This window comes from Dethiosulfatibacter aminovorans DSM 17477 (genome assembly GCF_900142005.1).
GTDB classification, from domain to species: Bacteria; Bacillota; Clostridia; order Tissierellales; family Dethiosulfatibacteraceae; genus Dethiosulfatibacter; species Dethiosulfatibacter aminovorans.
On the sequence record NZ_FQZL01000004.1, the window covers coordinates 290216 to 308089 of the forward strand.

General features: G+C 41.2%; 18 protein-coding genes and 1 tRNA gene. 13 read left to right on the forward strand and 6 right to left on the reverse strand.

From position 1 onward, the window contains the following. The first annotated feature begins 91 nt into the window (after positions 1-91). The gene (locus BUB05_RS01310) at positions 92-1492 is read left to right on the forward strand and encodes a sigma-54 interaction domain-containing protein (protein WP_073045905.1); all 1401 of its coding nucleotides are present in this window, start codon (positions 92-94) and stop codon (positions 1490-1492) included. A gap of 452 nt (positions 1493-1944) precedes the next feature. Here the strand turns inward: BUB05_RS01310 and BUB05_RS01315 are convergent. Beyond that, positions 1945-2021: transfer RNA gene (locus tag BUB05_RS01315), tRNA-Arg, on the reverse strand. A gap of 134 nt (positions 2022-2155) precedes the next feature. Here BUB05_RS01315 and BUB05_RS01320 point away from each other — a divergent pair. The 9 genes from BUB05_RS01320 to BUB05_RS01360 all read left to right on the forward strand — a co-directional run bounded on the left by BUB05_RS01320 (position 2156) and on the right by BUB05_RS01360 (position 11966). Continuing rightward, the gene (locus BUB05_RS01320) at positions 2156-3391 is read left to right on the forward strand and encodes an aminopeptidase (RefSeq protein WP_073045908.1); all 1236 of its coding nucleotides are present in this window, start codon (positions 2156-2158) and stop codon (positions 3389-3391) included. 184 nt (positions 3392-3575) lie between these two features. Further along, complete coding sequence (locus BUB05_RS01325) at positions 3576-3911, forward strand: CGGC domain-containing protein (protein WP_073045910.1); 336 nt, start codon at positions 3576-3578, stop codon at positions 3909-3911. A gap of 141 nt (positions 3912-4052) precedes the next feature. Continuing rightward, complete coding sequence (locus BUB05_RS01330; protein WP_073045914.1) at positions 4053-5054, forward strand: 2-keto-3-deoxygluconate permease; 1002 nt, start codon at positions 4053-4055, stop codon at positions 5052-5054. A 29-nt stretch (positions 5055-5083) separates the two neighbouring features. Then, entirely contained in the window at positions 5084-6997 is a 1914-nt protein-coding gene (locus BUB05_RS01335; protein ID WP_073045917.1) for a sigma 54-interacting transcriptional regulator, read from the forward strand. A gap of 261 nt (positions 6998-7258) precedes the next feature. Continuing rightward, a complete protein-coding gene (locus BUB05_RS01340) occupies positions 7259-8245 on the forward strand; it encodes a 2-keto-3-deoxygluconate permease (RefSeq protein ID WP_073045920.1) in 987 nt (328 codons plus the stop codon). Between the two features lie 12 nt (positions 8246-8257). Then, positions 8258-8569: a UxaA family hydrolase gene (locus tag BUB05_RS01345; protein ID WP_073045923.1), complete on the forward strand. Its 312-nt coding sequence runs from the start codon at positions 8258-8260 to the stop codon at positions 8567-8569. Position 8570: 1 nt separating this feature from the next. Next, positions 8571-9563: a ketol-acid reductoisomerase gene (ilvC, locus tag BUB05_RS01350; protein WP_073045926.1), complete on the forward strand. Its 993-nt coding sequence runs from the start codon at positions 8571-8573 to the stop codon at positions 9561-9563. 9 nt (positions 9564-9572) lie between these two features. After that, positions 9573-10733 (forward strand): UxaA family hydrolase, encoded by a 1161-nt coding sequence (locus BUB05_RS01355; RefSeq protein WP_073045929.1) that lies wholly within the window; start codon positions 9573-9575, stop codon positions 10731-10733. Positions 10734-10757: 24 nt separating this feature from the next. Next, a complete protein-coding gene (locus BUB05_RS01360; RefSeq protein ID WP_073045932.1) occupies positions 10758-11966 on the forward strand; it encodes a LeuA family protein in 1209 nt (402 codons plus the stop codon). Positions 11967-12062: 96 nt separating this feature from the next. Here the strand turns inward: BUB05_RS01360 and BUB05_RS01365 are convergent, their stop codons facing one another. The 3 genes from BUB05_RS01365 to BUB05_RS01375 form a co-directional block, all read right to left on the reverse strand. Then, the gene (locus tag BUB05_RS01365; RefSeq protein ID WP_073045934.1) at positions 12063-12206 is read right to left on the reverse strand and encodes a YvrJ family protein; all 144 of its coding nucleotides are present in this window, start codon (positions 12204-12206) and stop codon (positions 12063-12065) included. 260 nt (positions 12207-12466) lie between these two features. After that, positions 12467-12679 carry a DUF2922 domain-containing protein gene (locus BUB05_RS01370; RefSeq protein ID WP_073045936.1) on the reverse strand — a complete coding sequence of 71 codons (213 nt, stop codon included), beginning with the start codon at positions 12677-12679 and terminating at the stop codon, positions 12467-12469. Between the two features lie 34 nt (positions 12680-12713). Next, on the reverse strand, positions 12714-12941 hold the full coding sequence (locus BUB05_RS01375) for a DUF1659 domain-containing protein (protein WP_073045938.1): 228 nt from the start codon (positions 12939-12941) through the stop codon (positions 12714-12716). 278 nt (positions 12942-13219) lie between these two features. On the opposite strand from BUB05_RS01375, the gene BUB05_RS01380 reads away from it, so the two are divergent. The 3 genes from BUB05_RS01380 to BUB05_RS01390 all read left to right on the forward strand — a co-directional run bounded on the left by BUB05_RS01380 (position 13220) and on the right by BUB05_RS01390 (position 16380). Beyond that, a complete protein-coding gene (locus tag BUB05_RS01380; protein ID WP_073045940.1) occupies positions 13220-14959 on the forward strand; it encodes an ABC-F family ATP-binding cassette domain-containing protein in 1740 nt (579 codons plus the stop codon). A 364-nt stretch (positions 14960-15323) separates the two neighbouring features. After that, positions 15324-16082, forward strand: a complete 759-nt coding sequence (locus BUB05_RS01385; protein ID WP_073045943.1) for an AzlC family ABC transporter permease — start codon at positions 15324-15326, stop codon at positions 16080-16082. Then, positions 16075-16380: an AzlD domain-containing protein gene (locus BUB05_RS01390; protein WP_073045946.1), complete on the forward strand. Its 306-nt coding sequence runs from the start codon at positions 16075-16077 to the stop codon at positions 16378-16380. The genes BUB05_RS01385 and BUB05_RS01390 overlap by 8 nt, the downstream gene beginning before the upstream one ends. A 119-nt stretch (positions 16381-16499) precedes the next feature. On the opposite strand, the gene BUB05_RS01395 is transcribed toward BUB05_RS01390, so the two are convergent. Then, a complete protein-coding gene (locus BUB05_RS01395) occupies positions 16500-17033 on the reverse strand; it encodes a nuclear transport factor 2 family protein (protein ID WP_073045952.1) in 534 nt (177 codons plus the stop codon). A 58-nt stretch (positions 17034-17091) separates the two neighbouring features. Next, positions 17092-17772: a YczE/YyaS/YitT family protein gene (locus BUB05_RS01400; protein WP_073045957.1), complete on the reverse strand. Its 681-nt coding sequence runs from the start codon at positions 17770-17772 to the stop codon at positions 17092-17094. Positions 17773-17874: the final 102 nt, after the last annotated feature.

Genomic DNA, 17874 nt, shown 5'->3' on the forward strand with positions numbered 1-17874 from the left:
GATGTTTAAATATCATATTGATATACTTAATAAAGTAGACAAATGTAATTAATGTTTGTCTACTTTAATCATTTAACCTGGAGTGAGGAATATGAATGAAGATTGTAGATACAAATATATTTTTGATCAAATACTTAGAATGACAGATGATGGGTTTATTGTCGTTAATAAAGATGGTGTAGTAACCGATATTAATGACCAATACTGTGACTTTCTTGGTATTGACAAGAAGAAGGCGATTGGTGGCAGTATTAAGAATATTATATCCAATTCCAAGATGATTGACATTGTAAAAAATAGATACGATGAGGAAGGGGTCATTCATAAGTTTGTAGAAGGTGAGACGAAGGACAAAGACAATGACTTTTTATTGGTCAGTAGATCATGTGTACTTGATGAAAATAAAGATGTTGTTGCAGGTGTTGCTCAGGTTAAATTCAGATTTGATACTTTAAATTCAGCAAAGAAGTTGATGAAAGAGTATATGGAATTGGAGTTTTTCAAAGAAGAATATAATAGGATTAACAGCGAGAGGTTCTGTTTTGATGAAATAGTTGGAAGGAATAGGCAGTTTCTGGATATGAAGAAAAAAGCCTTTAAGGCTTCAAGAAATACATTCCCTGTTCTAATAACTGGAGAGTCAGGAACAGGCAAGGAGGTTTTCGCCCGTGCTATTCATTATAACAGTGATAGAAAAGACAAGCCCATGGTGGGTATAAACTGTGGAGCAATACCGTCTGAACTTTTAGAGTCTGAATTATTTGGTTATGAAGAAGGATCATTTTCTGGAGCAAAAAGAGGTGGAAAGGATGGTAAGTTTATTCAAGCGGAGGGCGGAACCGTTTTTCTGGATGAAATAGGAGATATGCCGCTGAATATGCAGGTTAAAATTTTAAGGGTTCTGCAGGAAAATGAAGTTGATAAAATAGGTGGAAAAGAACCAATACCAATAGATGTAAGAGTGATAGCCGCAACAAAGCGTAACCTTGTGGAAATGGTCAAAGAAGGAAGTTTTAGAGAGGACTTGTTCTATAGATTAAATGTTATCAATATTGAAATGGTTCCTTTACGAGATAGAAGAGAAGATATAAATTTGTTCTCGAATTATTTTCTTTCCCGATTGAATGATGAATACAAGTCATTTGTGACATTTTCAGGTGAAGCAAAAACATGTTTGCAAAATTATTCTTGGCCGGGGAATATTCGTGAGTTAAATAATGTAATCAAAAGTGCATACGCAACTTGTGATGAATTTGTTATACAATTGACCGATTTGCCCTCTAAATTGGTTACAAGACATAATGTGGATAAATTGATTTGTTCAGACAATAAGTTGCTAAAATGCATGATGGAAGAATACGAGAGTTCAGTAATTAAAGAGTATTTGAAAAATTCTAATTATAACTGTATGGAAGCTGCAGAAAAACTCGGCATACACAGAAGTTTATTGTATAAAAAAATAAACAAATACGGAATTAAGATGGAAAAATAAGAACAATCTTAGACTAATGGCTGAAGTTAAGAAATAAATCATCAAAGCACTTGAGCATATTGAAATATTGACTGTATTTTAATACCAGGATGAAGTCATTGATTTAAACTAAGGGATATACTGGGAATCCTAATCCGAAGAAATACTGCAATAGTAAAATCACATGAATATTTTAAGTCAAATAATAAATTGAATTTTAAAGGATGTTAATATGCATAATGCAAGATAACTAAAAAAAGAATTACTATGAAGTGCTTCATGCGAACATATACTAAAATAGTTTACAAAATACAAACAATAGGGCTCTGATAACATGAAAAAATAGAGCCTCAAAATGTTCTGAAAACCTCTAAAAATAGAGGTTTTTTTGATGTCATATATTTCCCGTGGTGGTTAAAAAGTGGTTAAATAATAAAAAATGGCCCCAAGCTAAACGCTGGAACCATTGATATTGGTGCACCTGGGAGGAGTCGAACCCCCGGCACATGCCTTAGGAGGGCACTGCTCTATCCTTCTGAGCTACAGGTGCAAGGTTTATTAATTTTTGGTACTCTATGAATTTTACACGAGTGGAAGCCTTTTGTCAAATGATTTTACAAAAATGCAAAAATTTATATTCTTTATTTGTGATATGATGGAAGTAACGACAAAGGAGGCGGATTTATGGATAGGAAAATGATAGAGAAATATGCCGAACTGATAGTGAAAACGGGTATAAACTTGCAGGAGAACAAGATATTGATAATAACAGCATTGGTTGAAAACTACGAGTTTGTGGAAATACTGACGGAGATTGCATACAGGGAAGGCGCAAGGGAAGTAATACCGCACTGGATTGACGAGAAGATGGACAGGTACAAGTATACATACGCTCCTGATGACCTCTTTGACGAACTGCCTGAATACAGGAAGATGTTCTTTTTGGAGAATGTAAGGAAGGGTGCCTGCTATATAAGGCTAACGGGAGAGGATCCCGATGCCCTTAAGGGAATTGACCAGGACAAGATAATGAGGTACAAGAGGGTTCTTGGGGAAGGTGTAAAGGAATACAGGGAAAGGCTCATGTCCCACAAGAACATATGGTGTGTTGCTTCCGCTCCTACTAAGGCTTGGGCAAAGAAGATGTTCCCTGATGTGTCTGTGGAAGAAGCAATTGAGAAGCTCTGGGAAGCAATACTGAAAACCAACAGGATGGATGAAGCTGATCCCCTTGCTGCCCTGGAAACTCACAAGAGAAATCTTAAGAAGAGAACTAAGTTCATGAATGATAATGGATTCAAGTCCCTTAGATATACGAATGAACTGGGTACGGACCTTACGTTGGAACTGCCGGAGAGTCATATCTGGCTTGGCGGGTCCGATGAAACGGAAGGCGTCGAATACATGGCAAACCTGCCTACGGAAGAGATATTTACCCTGCCCAAGAAGGACGGAGTAAACGGAGTCGTGTACAGCACCAAGCCGCTGGTGTACAATGGTGTACTCATAGACGAATTTTGGATAAGGTTCGAGGCAGGAAAGGCCGTCGAATACGACGCCAAGAAAGGACTGGAGGCACTTAAAAGCCTTATTGATCTGGACGAGGGATCCTGCTACCTTGGAGAGGTTGCCTTGGTGCCTTACCATTCACCTATATCTGAAATGGATATCCTCTTTTATAATACATTGTTTGATGAGAATGCATCATGCCACCTGGCACTTGGTGAAGCATACCCCGTGTGCATAAAGGACGGGGAAAAAATGAGCAAGGATGAACTTGCAAAGAACGGTGTCAACAGTTCCCTTGCTCATGAGGATTTTATGGTTGGTTCTGCCGACATGAAGATTGTTGGAATCAGGGAATCAGGGGAAGAAGTTGCAGTCTTTGAAGCGGGAGATTTTGCTTTTGAGAAAAAGTAATAATAAGTCAAGCGGTTTTCTGCTATAAGGAGACCGCTTTTTAGTATAACGAATACTTGGAGCAAAAAACTTATTTTATATTGTATAATCAACTAGTGAAAAAATTAACGTGCCGGTTTGATAATTGTTCCCCCTGAAAGACAGTAGATGAACCGGCACTAGAGAACTAAGGATTGGAGATATAATGAAAGTAGGATTGCTGAGATGCGCGCAGACTGAGGACCACTGCCCTGCCTCGACTTGTTTTAAGGTAATGGAAGTAAAAATGTTCGAATTCGATAAATTCGACGAGGATGTTGTAGTTGTTGGAGCCACTTCTTGTGGCGGATGTCCCGGAAAGAAAAGTATCCCTAGGGTTCAGGAAATGATAAAGAGGGGAGCCGACACCATAGTGTTTGCATCGTGCGTGTCAAAGGGTACTCCCAACGACTTTCCATGTCCAAACTATGAGAAGATACTTAAGGGTGTCAAGAAGAAGGTCGGAGACGACGTCAGGATAATTGAATATACGCACTTATAATAGAACAGCATCAACCGGCAGTAAGTACATCTGCCGGTTGATGCTGTTTTTGTATAGACAATCAACGGGTTAAACGTTTTCATATTGAATATTTGTTTGTATGAGTTATAATATAAACAATGATGATTGCGGGAGATAAATATGAGAATATTGTCAACGGTCAAGAAAATACCTGGTGGGATAATGGCAGTGCCGTTGTTATTGGGAGCGACACTGAATACTGTAGTACCTGGATTGCTTAATATAGGAACCTTGAGCTCGGCAGTTTTTTCCAGTAAGGGAACTGCCACAACAATTGCCTTGGCGTTGGTTTGCATTGGAAGTCAGTTGAACTTGAAACAGGCTCCGGAAGTCATTAGAAGAGGTGGCGTATTGTTGCTTGTGAAATTTTTTGCCGGGGCTCTTTTGGGTATTTTAACGGCAAATATTTTTGGCATGAAAGGCTTTTGGGGTATTTCAAGTTTGGCAATAATCAGTAGTGTGACAAATTGTAACGGTGGACTGTATATGGCGTTGATGGGAGAATATGGCGAACCTGTCGATGTTGCCGCTCAAAGTATATTGAATATAAGCGATGGACCGTTCCTGACGCTGATAGTCCTTGGTACTACAGGCTTTGCATCAATACCTGCCATGGATTTGATGGCTGCAGTAGGACCGCTTTTAGTTGGCGTTGTACTTGGAAATATTGATGAGGATATAAGAGATTTTTTAAGGCCGGGGGTATTAATGATGATCCCTTTTTTCGCCTTTTGTCTTGGGGCGGGGATAAACCTCATGGATGCCGCATCTGCAGGTATAAGCGGGATATTGCTGGGAGTCATAGTCATTGTTGTCAGTGGTGTTCCATTGATATTTGCAGACAAATTCATTAACAGAAGACCCGGTTATGCTGGTGCTGCCGTAGCAAGTGCGGCTGGTAATTCTGTGGCTACGCCAGCTGCAGTTGCATTGATAGATCAAAGTTACAGTCCCTTTGTTGAATCGGCGACAGCTCAGATAGCTGCTGCGGTAGTGGTCACTTCAATATGTGTTCCAATTATTACAGCCCGTGTTGCGAAAATATATGGCTGTGCTAGAGATCTTGAATCCAATATTGATGGTTCCACCGACAAGAACAGGAATCGGGTAATTGAATTATGATTTAATAGATTGTTGCATGGGAGATGTTTATGAAAGCTGTAGAGAAGAAAATTGCAATCCTGGCACCGCTTAGGTCAATTGAACAACTTGCACGGGAGATAGTTGAAAGGCAAGAACTCAATATTGATGTTGAATATGTCAATGAAAACAATTTTGAGGAAGTGACGAGGAAGAAAATTGCTGAAGGTAAGGAAATAATAATTTCAAGAGGCGGAATAGCAAATAGGATACGGGAAGTATCTGGCCTATCTGTTGTTGACATTGAAATTAGTGGATACGATATTGTGCGTATCCTGTCAAAATATGTACATGTCAACAAACGGTTGGCTTTTGTAGAGAGACCGGAGATCATTAGAAATGCCAAGAAGGTAGCTGATTCACTGGATTTGGATTCGAAATTGTATACAGTCAACAGGATCAGTGAATTTGAAAGCCGTTTTGAACAGGCCATGAATGATGGGATACGGATAATAGTAAGTGGTTCATGGGCTGTTCAGTATGATGACAGGTATAAGTTTTTTGAAGAAAAAGGTATTGTTTATGATGTTCTTGAATCAGGGGAGGCGTCCATTGAGGAGGCGATAGAAAAAGCAATAGAGCTTTATAAAATGACTGTTGATGAAAGAAGAAAGAAAGAGGAATTTCTCGCAGTAATAAACTCAATAGACGAGGGTGTCATATCCCTGAATACGGATATGGACGTTAAGACGGTCAATCCTGCCGCTCTTGATATTTTGGGAATGAATGAAGAAAATATTATAGGTAAAAAAATATTTGAATTCAATGCTGGGAATGTTGTTAAAGCTTTGGAGTCCGGTATCAATAAAATTGGAAAAGTTGGCAGTATTGAAGGGAAGGAAATAGTGTTCAACAGCATGCCTATATTGATAGATCAGGAAAACCAGGGATTCGTTGTCAGTTTCCAGGAAGTCAGAAAACTGCAGGAAATAGAACATAAAGTCAGAATGAAACTTTCAGAGAAGGGTCTGGTTGCAAAGATGTCTTTTAAGGACATTATAGGTGAAAGCGATGGAATAAGAAGAGCGATAAATTTGTCCAGGAACTATAGCAGAGTTGATTCTACAATTCTCATTACGGGGGAATCAGGAAGCGGGAAGGAAGTTTTTGCCCAATCCATACACAACAGCAGCAGGAGAAAAACAAAACCCTTTGTGGCTGTTAACTGTGCGGCCCTGGCTCCCAGTCTTCTTGAAAGTGAACTGTTTGGATATGTAGAAGGTGCCTTTACTGGAGCCAGGAAGAAAGGTAAAACAGGGCTATTTGAGCTGGCCCATACAGGCACTCTTTTTCTTGATGAGATCGGTGAGATGGACAGCGTTTTGCAGACGAGGCTTCTTAGGGCGATACAGGAAAAAGAGATAATGAAGATTGGCGATGACAGGATCATACCTGTTGATGTAAGAATAATTGCTGCTACAAACAAGGATCTTCTTGATGAGGTTGACAGGGGTGAATTCAGGGAGGATCTATACTATAGACTCAATGTATTAAGAGTTAAAATTCCTCCCTTGAGGGAGAGGAAAAAGGACATAGTGGTGTTAGCTGAAAACTATTCTGATTATCTGTGCGGAAAATACGGATTCAAAAGACTGGTGATCGATGATGAAGTAGCGGATATGTTTGAAGAGTATAGATGGCCGGGAAATATAAGGGAGTTGCAAAACATAATAGAGAGAATGGTGGTATTTAACCAGGATAATGACATGAATGATCTGGACATGAAGACATTGATAATACAGAGTTTTGAAGGACGCGGCAGGCAAAGGCAAGAAGAGATTGAGATAGATATGAGCAGAAGTCTTGAAGACATAGAGAAACAGATTATCCAGAGAGTGCTTAAGGAAGAGAAATTCAACAAGACCAGAACGGCGGAACGATTAGGCATAAACAGAACCACAATTAATAGAAAACTTGATACATAAACCGTTGGTGATGCAAAAAGTGACATTGGCGATGCAAAATATGACTAAAAATGCAAAGGTATTTTTTAGGAACTGTCAAATATGACAGTTCTTTTTTTATTTTTTGGGAGTTTGAAATTTATTTTTATTGCTCCCAAACCTTCAGAAATAGAGAAAAGATGATTTCGTGACCTTTCTATCCAATGTTTATTTTGATTTCTGGCACGAGAGTTGCACTGTTATTATTCATCGGCCGATAATAAATCATTTTGGAGGATATTAATGAAAATATTATCAAACGTTAAGAAGGTTCCTGGCGGAATCATGGTAGTGCCGCTTTTGCTTGGTGCGATTTTGAATACTTTAATTCCAGGACTTTTGAATATTGGATCTTTAAGCACGGCAATTTTTTCAAGCAAGGGAACCGCTACGACAATTGCGCTGGCACTGGTATGCATAGGAAGTCAGCTGAATCTTAAACAAGCTCCGGAAGCAATAAAAAGAGGAAGTGTACTGCTTATTACCAAGTTTATTGCAGGCGCTCTGCTGGGGGTGGCTGTAGGCAAGATATTTGGCATGACAGGATTTTTAGGTATTTCAAGCTTGGCAATAATCAGTAGTGTGACAAATGGAAATGGAGGTCTTTTCATAGCATTGATGGGAGAATACGGTGAGCCTACAGACATTGCGTCACAAAGTATATTGAACATTAATGACGGGCCGTTTCTTACACTTGTAGCCCTCGGCGCTTCCGGCATGGCAACTATTCCGGTAATGAGTCTTTTGGCTGCAATAGGTCCTCTGATCATTGGTGTAATAATCGGAAACCTTGATTCGGATATCAGAGATTTTCTTAAACCGGGAGTTTTATTGACAATACCGTTCTTCGCTTTCTGTCTAGGTGCAGGAATCAATCTTACAAACGTAGCAACCGCAGGATTCAGTGGAATACTGTTGGGACTCATAGTAATGGTTGTCAGCGGAATACCTTTGGTGTTTGCAGACAGGTTTGTAAACAAAAGACCCGGCTATGCGGGAGCTGCAGCGGCAAGTGCGGCGGGAAACTCGGTTGCAACGCCGGCAGCGGTGGCGCTCATAGATCCAAGCTATGCTCCTTTTGTTGAATCGGCAACTGCACAGATAGCGGCGGCGGTAGTTGTAACTGCAATTTGTGTACCTCTTTTTACAGCATGGATAGCAAAAAAATATGGTTGTGCCAAGGTTTTGGAACCTGTTGGGGATATTCCAAAAAACGCACAATTATCATAAAGGGAGAAGATAATGAAAATTAACAGTATATTTCTAAACAACAAGGACAATGTCATTACGACACTGAAAGAAATGGAAAAGGATTCGGAGGTCATCTATCAGTGTGAAAATGAACTTTTGAAGTTGATTGTACAGGAGGATGTACCTGAATATCACAAGGTTGCAATAGTTGACATACGCTGCGGTGAATATGTTTATAAATATGGAGAAATAATTGGAGTCGCACAGAAAAACATTATGAAAGGACAATTTGTGAGTCATCTGAATATTAACAGTGTACCAAGAGATTACAGTAAAGAAAATTACGAAATGACAGGAGCGTAAAATGAGTAAAATGTATTATGAAAAGGATGTTAACAAGGAAGTATTGAAGAGCAGGAAAATCGCTGTTATCGGTTATGGAAGCCAGGGTCATGCCCATGCCCTGAATTTAAAGGACAGTGGATTCGATGTAGTGGTTGGGCTATATGAAGGAAGCAAGTCCTGGAAGAGAGCCGAAGAAGATGGACTTGATGTTAGGACTGTAGAGGATGCATCAAAGGAAGCGGATGTCGTTATGATACTTGCTCCCGACCATGTACAGAAAAAACTATATCTGGAGAAGATTAAGCCAAATCTTGTCGAAGGAAATGCGTTGGTTTTCGCCCATGGATTCAACCTGATATACAGCCAGATTACTCCTCCTGAAAACGTGGACGTATTTATGGTCGCACCCAAAAGTCCGGGACATCTTGTGAGAAGGGTCTTCAAGGAAGGAAAAGGAGTTCCCGGGCTCATAGCGGTTGAACAGGATTATACGGGAAATGCAAAGGATTTGGCTCTTGCATACTCGTACGGAATCGGATGTACCAATGCGGGAGTCATTGAAACAACATTTGTAGAAGAGACTGAAACTGATCTTTTTGGAGAGCAGGTTGTACTTTGCGGTGGAGTTACAGAACTTATAAAGGCAGGATTTGAAACATTGACTGATGCCGGATATCAGCCTGAAATTGCATACTTTGAATGCTTGAATGAACTCAAGTTGATAATTGACCTGGTTTATGAGGGTGGAATGGAGTATATGAGGTATAGTGTGAGTGATACTGCTGAATATGGCGACTATGTAGTTGGAAAGAGAATAATAAACGACGAAGTAAGAAAAGAAATGAAAAAAATATTGAGCGAAGTCCAGGATGGAACATTTGCAAAGGACTGGATACTTGAAAATGAACTTGATAGACCAAAGTACAATGCAATTAGGAATAAAGAGCTTTCTCATCCAATCGAAATTGTTGGAAGGAAACTTAGAAGCATGATGTCGTGGATCAAAAAATAGGAGGATAACATGAAGTTTTTAGGATATAGAAGGCCTGACGGCAGAGTCGGTATAAGAAACCATATACTTATATTGCCTACTTGTGCCTGTGCAAGCGAGACGTGCAGGGTGGTTGCATCGCAACTGCCCCAGGCAGTCAATATTGTTACGCAGGATGGTTGTGGAGAAGTTAGGGGAAACGAGAAAATCACCCAATCCGTGTTGACAGGATTTGCAGCAAATCCAAATGTTTATGCTACAGTCCTGATAGGACTTGGATGTGAAAGCAACAGCATTACAGCTATGGAAGACATAATCAGGGCAAAGACCAATAAACCTCTCCATACTCTCGTAATACAAAACGAAGGTGGAACGGTGAAGACCATAAATAAGGCTGTAGAAATAGCTCAGGGTCTTGTGCAGGACGCATCCAGATGTCAAAGAGAGGAATTTGACATATCCGAATTGATGCTGGGAATTGAATGTGGAGGCTCCGATACAACTTCGGGACTTGGTTCGAATCCTGTAGTTGGAAATACAAGCGACAGGCTCGTAGACTTTGGCGGAACGAGCATGATGAGCGAGACCACTGAATTCATCGGCGCAGAGCATCTCCTTGCAAGAAGAGGTGCAACACAGGAAATAAGCAATAAGATAATAGACATCTGCAGTCAACTTGAATCACATATTTTTGCTGCAGGACAGGATCTCAGGACAGGCCAGCCAACACCGGGCAATATGGACGGCGGATTATCGACAATTGAGGAAAAATCTCTTGGATGCATTTACAAGGGCGGAACAAGACCAATAGTTGAAGTGCTTGATTATGCTGAAGCGCCGACTAAGAAGGGTGCTGTGATAATGGATACGCCCGGATATGATATTGCTTCAGTAAGTGCAATGATTGCCGGCGGATGTCAGGTAGTCATATTTACTACAGGGAGAGGTACTCCTACAGGTCACGCCATAGCACCGGTAATAAAGGTGACAGCAAATAAAGAAACCTACAGAATGATGAACGACAATATGGATATGGACTTAAGTGCAGTCATATCAGGTGAAAAGACAATAAGCCAGATGGGCGAGGAAGTACTTGAAGAGATTGTGGAAGTAAGCAACGGAAAGATTACAAAAGCTGAAGCGTTTGGATTCAGTGATATAGCGATAAACAGGATATGTAAATACATATAAGGAAAGATAATTGAGGAGATTATAATGACTAAATTCAGAACAGAAAAATGGTATACGAGTCCCTGGAATTTCAGCGATGAGGTTACGGAAGGATATAAATTTGCAAAGGACATACAGCTGCACGATGTAACGCTAAGAGATGGAGAGCAACAGGCAGGTCTTATACTTAATGCAGACCAGAAAATCAGGCTTGCAGAGAAGATGGCGGAGATGGGCATCCATAGAATAGAGGCAGGAATGCCGGCGGTTTCAAAGCAGGATGAAAAGGCAATCAAGGAAATTGTAAAGAGAAATCTTGGACCGAAAACCTTTGCTTTTGGAAGATGCATGATTGACGATGTAAAAAGAGCTGCTGATTGTGGAGTTGATGGAGTGGTAATCGAAATACCATCGAATGAAGAACTGATCAGAGATGCATACAAATGGGAGCTTGAAAAGGCAATAGAACTTTCCATAAAGGCAACAACTTATGCTAAGGAGCAGGGGCTGTACACAGTGTTCTTCCCGATAGATATGACCAGGTCCAATATGGACTGGGTGTTGTCATTGATTGAAAGGGTGGCAAATGAAGGCCACATGGATGCACTTGCCATAGTTGATACCTTTGGTGGATTGGCACCACATACAGTTCCGTCACTTGTAAGAAATGTCAAAAAGCGCATAGACAAGCCGATAGAACTTCACTTTCATGATGATTTCGGTCTTGGCTCTGCAAATAGCATAATGGGTCTTGCTGCTGGAGCAGATGTAGTGCATACTACTATTTCTGCATCGGGAGAAAGAGCAGGCAACGCATCCTATGAAGATATTGCACTTAGCCTTCTAACGATGTATGGAATAGATGTTGGAATAGATTATTCAAAGATTTATCCTCTGTCGAAAACATTTAGAGATATGACGGGAATGCAGTTAAGAAGCAATAGAGGTATTTTTGGTGATGGAATAAATGATATAGAATCTGGAATTGTTGCTGCGTGGCATGAAAATGTAAAAGAAAATAATCCGCTTCTTCTTTCTCCGTTTTTACCCGAGCTTGTTGGACATAATATGCAAGACATTGTAATAGGTAAACACAGTGGTCTACCGACAGTTGAATATTATCTTGACAAGATAAATATTAAAGTTGAAGATGAAAAGAAGGCAGCCATTCTGGATTCAATAAAGGAGCAGGCTTATGAGAAAGCCGGACTTCTGTCGCAGGAAGATTTTGTTGAAATTGTTAAAAATGCGTAGCTTTGAACATAACCTCAAAGTTTAGCTTTTTAAATAATACATTTTGCTCAAATGTAGGCAGCCCTATGGACTTATCATAGGGCTGCCGCTGTTTTTTCACCTCAAATCAATGATGCTTTTGGTCAATTCGTTGATACTCTCAGTCAGCAGGCTGAGCTTTCCCTCTATCCGTACCAGCAGATAGGTGGATACGGCTATTGGAAAGCCTACATTTGCTATCTGGTCATAAAGATTTTCCATAAGCTCCTCCTTTCATATATTGGATTGCGACCCCATGACCCCCAGGCATATATTCGAAAAATACCGGTAGAATATTCAAACTACCGGAAAGCCGGGAGTATAAAGAAGGAGAAGGCCAGGCCTTCTCCTTGGTTGTAGCTTAAGAAAGTTAAAATATGCATAACACCTTGAAGCTTTGGTGTTGTGCGATAAAGGTGAACTCTCTACGCCTTTACAACAACGACTTGCATCGTTGACACGGCGAAGCCGCTTTGTTTAGCCTAGATAAGCTCGTTTATTGTAGTTGTTGTAACCTTTGCTCCAGCAACGCTTACAAGGTCTCCGCCGGAAGTATTGAAGATATTCTTAGCAAGCATATCGTCCATCACTGCCTGTACTTCCACGTCTGTAACGTCCGGCCTCGGATCGTCTATGGAGTAGCTTGAAGTATTTTCTGAAGCATTCTTAAAGCTCATAGTCAGTTTAACAGCCATTTAATCACCTCCTTGCAATGGATTTAGTCATTCCTTACGCCTGGTCCACAAGATCGTATTCTTCAGTTTTCCTTACAGCGACTACAGGTTTTTCCTGTAGGGAAGCCATTCCTGATATTACGGAATAGATGTCTTCGTCTGTTGCTTCAGGCTTAAGCTTTGAAAACGACTTGCTTTTTGTAAGGGTGTTTCCGTCTCCGTCAACGCCGTTGTTCAGCACAAGTGTTACCTTGCCTTCAAGTTCAGTAGAAACTATTGCCATGTTCTCACCTCCTTTCACTACGTATATGTGAAAATCCGGAAAAGTTACCATAAGAATTTTGAAAATATTTTTAATGATTGCGTTACCTGTTCAAAAAACATTGAAATTTGACTGCAAAAATGATATGCTACCAAAGGTAAGAACTGCACGATAATTGATTGTAAATTACAATTGGAAAGATTATGTATTGAAGAGCTTATTTGTATAGGCTCTTTTTTTGAGATAATAAGTGATTTATGCAGCATAGCTGCTTGGTTAGAAAGAAAAGAGGTAATAAAATGTTAAAGGTAGAAAACTTGTCCTATTCGTTTCCGCAAAAGGATCTGTACAATGAGATATCATTCTCCCTGGAAGAGGGGCAGCACTGCGCATTCATTGGGGCAAGCGGCAGTGGGAAAAGTACATTGGTGGACATGATAATGGATCCGGAAAGGTTCATGTTCGACGGCAGTCTGGAAATTGACCCGAGCTGCAGGATGGGATATGTGAGCCAGTTCTCCCAGCATGACAGGACGGAGGATGTTACAGTATTTGAATATATAGCCGAGGAATTCAACAGGATACAGAATGAAATAGCATTCATATGCACAGAAATGGAGACATCTTCCGACATCGAACCCTTGCTTGAGAAGTATCAGGAGGCACTTGATGCCTTCGACACCATGGGCGGAGACGACTTCGAAAGTAATATCGACAAGAAGCTGAATCTTGCAGAGCTGACAAGGCACAGGGACATGAGGATAGCGGAACTCAGCGGAGGAGAATTCAAGCTGGTTCAGGTGATCCGGGAGATGATGGGCAGTCCTGACCTCATTATCATGGACGAGCCTGATGTCTTCCTTGATTTCGAAAACCTCATTTCCCTAAAGAACCTTATAAATGACCACAAGGGAATGGTGCTTGTAATCACACACAACAGATATCTGCTGAACCACTGCTTCAACAAGATAATTCACCTTGAGAACAAGGAGCTTCAGGAGTTCGACGGAAGATATGTGGACTACAACCTGTCCCTGCTCCAGATAAAGATCGAGCTCCAGGAGCTTGCCATTGCAGACGATGAGGAGATAGCCAGAAACGAGGTCCTCATAGACAGGATGAGGTTCATGGCAAGCGAAATCGACGATGCTGCCCTGGGAAAGGTACTCAAGGCTAGGGTTAAGATCCAGGAAAGGCTTATAGCCAGAAGGATCAAGACCCCCTTTGTGGAGATTAAGCAGCCTGACATAAGACTGGTGACGGACAATGAAATAGACGAGACAACAGCTCTTAAGGTAAGGGACTACAGCCTTGCCTTTGACGAATCTCTTCTGGAGGATGCCGGCTTCGAGATCAAGTCCACCGACAAGGTGGCCCTCATAGGCTCAAACGGAACAGGGAAGACCACTTTGTTGAGGGAAATCTTCAAGAATGACAATGACGCCATAGAAATAAACGACGGTATTGAAATGGCCTATCTGTCCCAGATCCAGGGAGAGATACTCAAGGAGTCCAATACAGCAGTGGAGGAGTTCTTTGATGCGGGATTTGAAACCTTGACAGAGATAAGGACATACCTTTCAAAGTACGGCTTTGACGAGGAATTCATAGAGCAGAGGATAGGGTCCCTTTCCGGCGGGGAGAAGAACATACTGCAGCTTGCAAAGATCTCGGCAGGAAAGGCCAACATGCTCCTTCTCGATGAGCCCACAAGCCATCTGGACACCTATTCCCAGATTGCCCTTGAGGAAGCCATACAAAACTACAACGGCGCCATACTCATGGTGTCCCACGACTACTATACCATAATGAACTGCATGGACTATATTCTCATCATAGAAGACAAGAAGATCAGAAGGATGAGCATGAGGAAGTTCAGGAAGATGATCTATGCAAACCACTTCAACAAGGATTATGTCGCCCTTGAGAGAAAGAAGAAATCGGTAGAAACGGGCATAGCGGTTGCCCTGAGGGATACCGATTTTGAAAAGGCAAGGACGCTGTCCGTAGAGTTGGAAGAGCTGGTCAAGGCCATCTAGTTGAAATATGAATAATGAAATTGCAAGAGGCTGTCGAAAGACGGTCTTTTTTCGTGTCATGATTTAAAGGGAATTTTTCAATACCGCTACTGCTGTTAAGTAGCTGTTGCTAGTATAGGGAAGTTCTTATGTGTAAAGCCCCTTGAAGCGTTGGTGCTTAACTTTAAAAGGAAACTTCCCTATACTGTAGTCGTTTCGTTGAAACGACTACTTGACATTTTCCGCGGTGGTTACTATATTAGTTACTATTAGAAGTAGTGATTATTGGAGTAACTACTATTTGTTTGGAGGAAAGTTCATAGTTGAATATTCACTGTGACCATTAGAAATTATGAATAATAAAGATAATTTAAGGAAACTGAATATGGGGGATGGAGTGAAGGCGGCCATTCCCGTGTTTGTTGGGTATTTTCCCATTGCAATAGCCTTTGGCATCCTTTCCAGGGGAGCTGGGCTGAACCTGTTGGAAACACTTTCTTTTTCCTTCATCGTATTTGCAGGAGCAAGCCAGTTTATAGCCGTCAGCATGATTGCCATGGGAGCAAGTGCGGCGGAGATTATAATGACGACATTTTTTTTGAATTTCCGTCATTTTCTCATGAGTTCATCACTGTCGACGAAGATTGAATTTTCAAATCCGGTATTCAAGCCCATTGTGGCATTCTTTGTCACCGACGAGACCTTTTCCGTTGCATCCTTTGCAGAGGGAAGACTTACTGAGAGATACATGCTGCCACTTCAGATACTAGCCTACCTTGGATGGGGAGCAGGAACCGGGACCGGATATCTTCTTGGAAGCATATTGCCCCTAATGCTTCAACAGAGCATTAACATAGGTCTTTATGCGATGTTTGTCGCACTTCTTGTACCGGAAATCAAAAAGACAAGAAAGGCGATAATCCTGGCCGCACTGTCGGGAATTGTAAACAGCATCCTGGTATCTGTATTGGGAATGCCCCAGGGATGGGGAATAGTCATATCCATTTTAGTAGTCTCAGCTGCCGGGGTATTCATATATGGGAGATATGAACTGGAATATGAAGAATTGAAGGCCGAAAACAGTTGTGAGGATGAGGGAAATCCTTTGGAAAACGGATCAAAGGCGGTGAAAAGAAATGAATAATATAATGTTTATAATTTTGGGGATGATGATAGCGACTTATTTGCCCAGGCTGGTACCCTTCATGCTCATATCAGGAAAGCCCTTGCCCCTGAAGGTAAAAAGGTTTCTTGAGTATGTACCATATACGGCCCTTGGAGCTCTAATAATACCCGGAGCCCTTGGAGCCGTTCCCGAAAGGCCCGTTGCTTCCGTCCTGGGACTTGGATTTGCTGTAGCATATAGTTATCTCAGAGGAGGAATAATTGTGACAGTGGCAGGATCCATAGCCACCGTATATCTGGTGCTTGTGTATCTATAGAAATATGGAGCAAGGATGAAACAGACTGTGAAAAGACCAGTGGATAAACCTGTGGACAAGCGATGAAAACTGTGGACAAGTCCATTTGACAAGTTGATAAATTGTGGTTAGTTGTCAGATCAATCCACAGGCATGGACCAGTGCAGGGTGTGAAATCTCCATATATCCTCTTCAACCATGACTCCTGAAATTACCATCTTGAACTCGTGGCCGGTACCTAGGTTCTTTTCCCTTACTCTGCGCATGCCGAAGTGGGCGGCTTCAAACATCCTGTCGTGGGGTGAGAGGCTTTCATCTTCAAGGAGTTCTTTCATCTGTCCTGCATAGAATTCCCAGGCTTCTTCATTTGCATCCAGCTGTTCCAGCGTTGCAGGGAGCGTGAACCATGCAACGTTGTTTTTTTCCTTAAGCTGAAGAAAATCAAAACGGAAGTTGACTCTTCCCCAGTATGTCCAGTCGGATAGTATTATTTCCCGGATTTCTTCTCTTCCCCTGAACCATTCATAGGCTCCTGGCTCCGTAGCTCCTATTCCCAGCATTTGTACATCCTCTTCATTGCTGAACAGATTCATGAAGTCATCGATATCATCTGCATTCCTTCTCTCATAGCCTTTTTCTAAAGCTTTAAGGGTTTCCATGATTTTATCTTTCATAGTCGTCTCCTCTCAATTTATGGTTTATGCGAATCAAGGTGAATTTTTCATAGTGATGTTATTTTTGATCTATGGATTTGGCTATTTGCTCCTGTTTTCCTCTGCTGATATTCCTGAGGGTGTCCACAATGGTCTCGTGCTTTATTGAAGTGCTGTCAAATTTGAGGGCCTTGAATGTAATCTGTATGCAGAAACCTGCAAGGAATGCAGCCATTATTGTACCGATTCCCAGGAGTCCGCCCATTCTCCATCCTATAAGGGCCGCTGCAAATTCAAGAAAGCTCCTGCATATGCCTATGGACAGTCCGGTCTTCCTTTTCAATGCAACCATGAGACTGTCCCTGGGACCTGATCCCATGGATGAATCCATGTAGAAGTATGTTCCCAGAGAAATTGTGAACAGACCTGCTACCAGCATCAGCGATCCCGTAATGAAACCACCTGACAATGGAATCAAGTCTGCAGCAAGAATACAGTTGATGAATATTCCAATTAGAATCATGTTCAGAACTGAACCTATACCCGGTTTTTCACCAAGGAAAGCAGCCAGTAAAAGAGCTGCAAGCCCTACGATAATGGATGCCGTTCCTATCTGGATTCCTGTGATTTTTGCGGTTCCTGCATGAAAGACGTCCCAGGGAGCATAGCCTATATTTGCCTTCAGTGTCAATACAACACCCAATGCACAAATAAAGAGTCCTGAAATGAGTTTTATAAATCTTGATACATATGTTTTCATTATATTCTCCGTTACCGTTTAAAATTTATTGCAACTTGATTATATCAGATATATTGTTACTTGTATCCACATGTTTTAAAACTTTTGATATTTGCTGTTAAC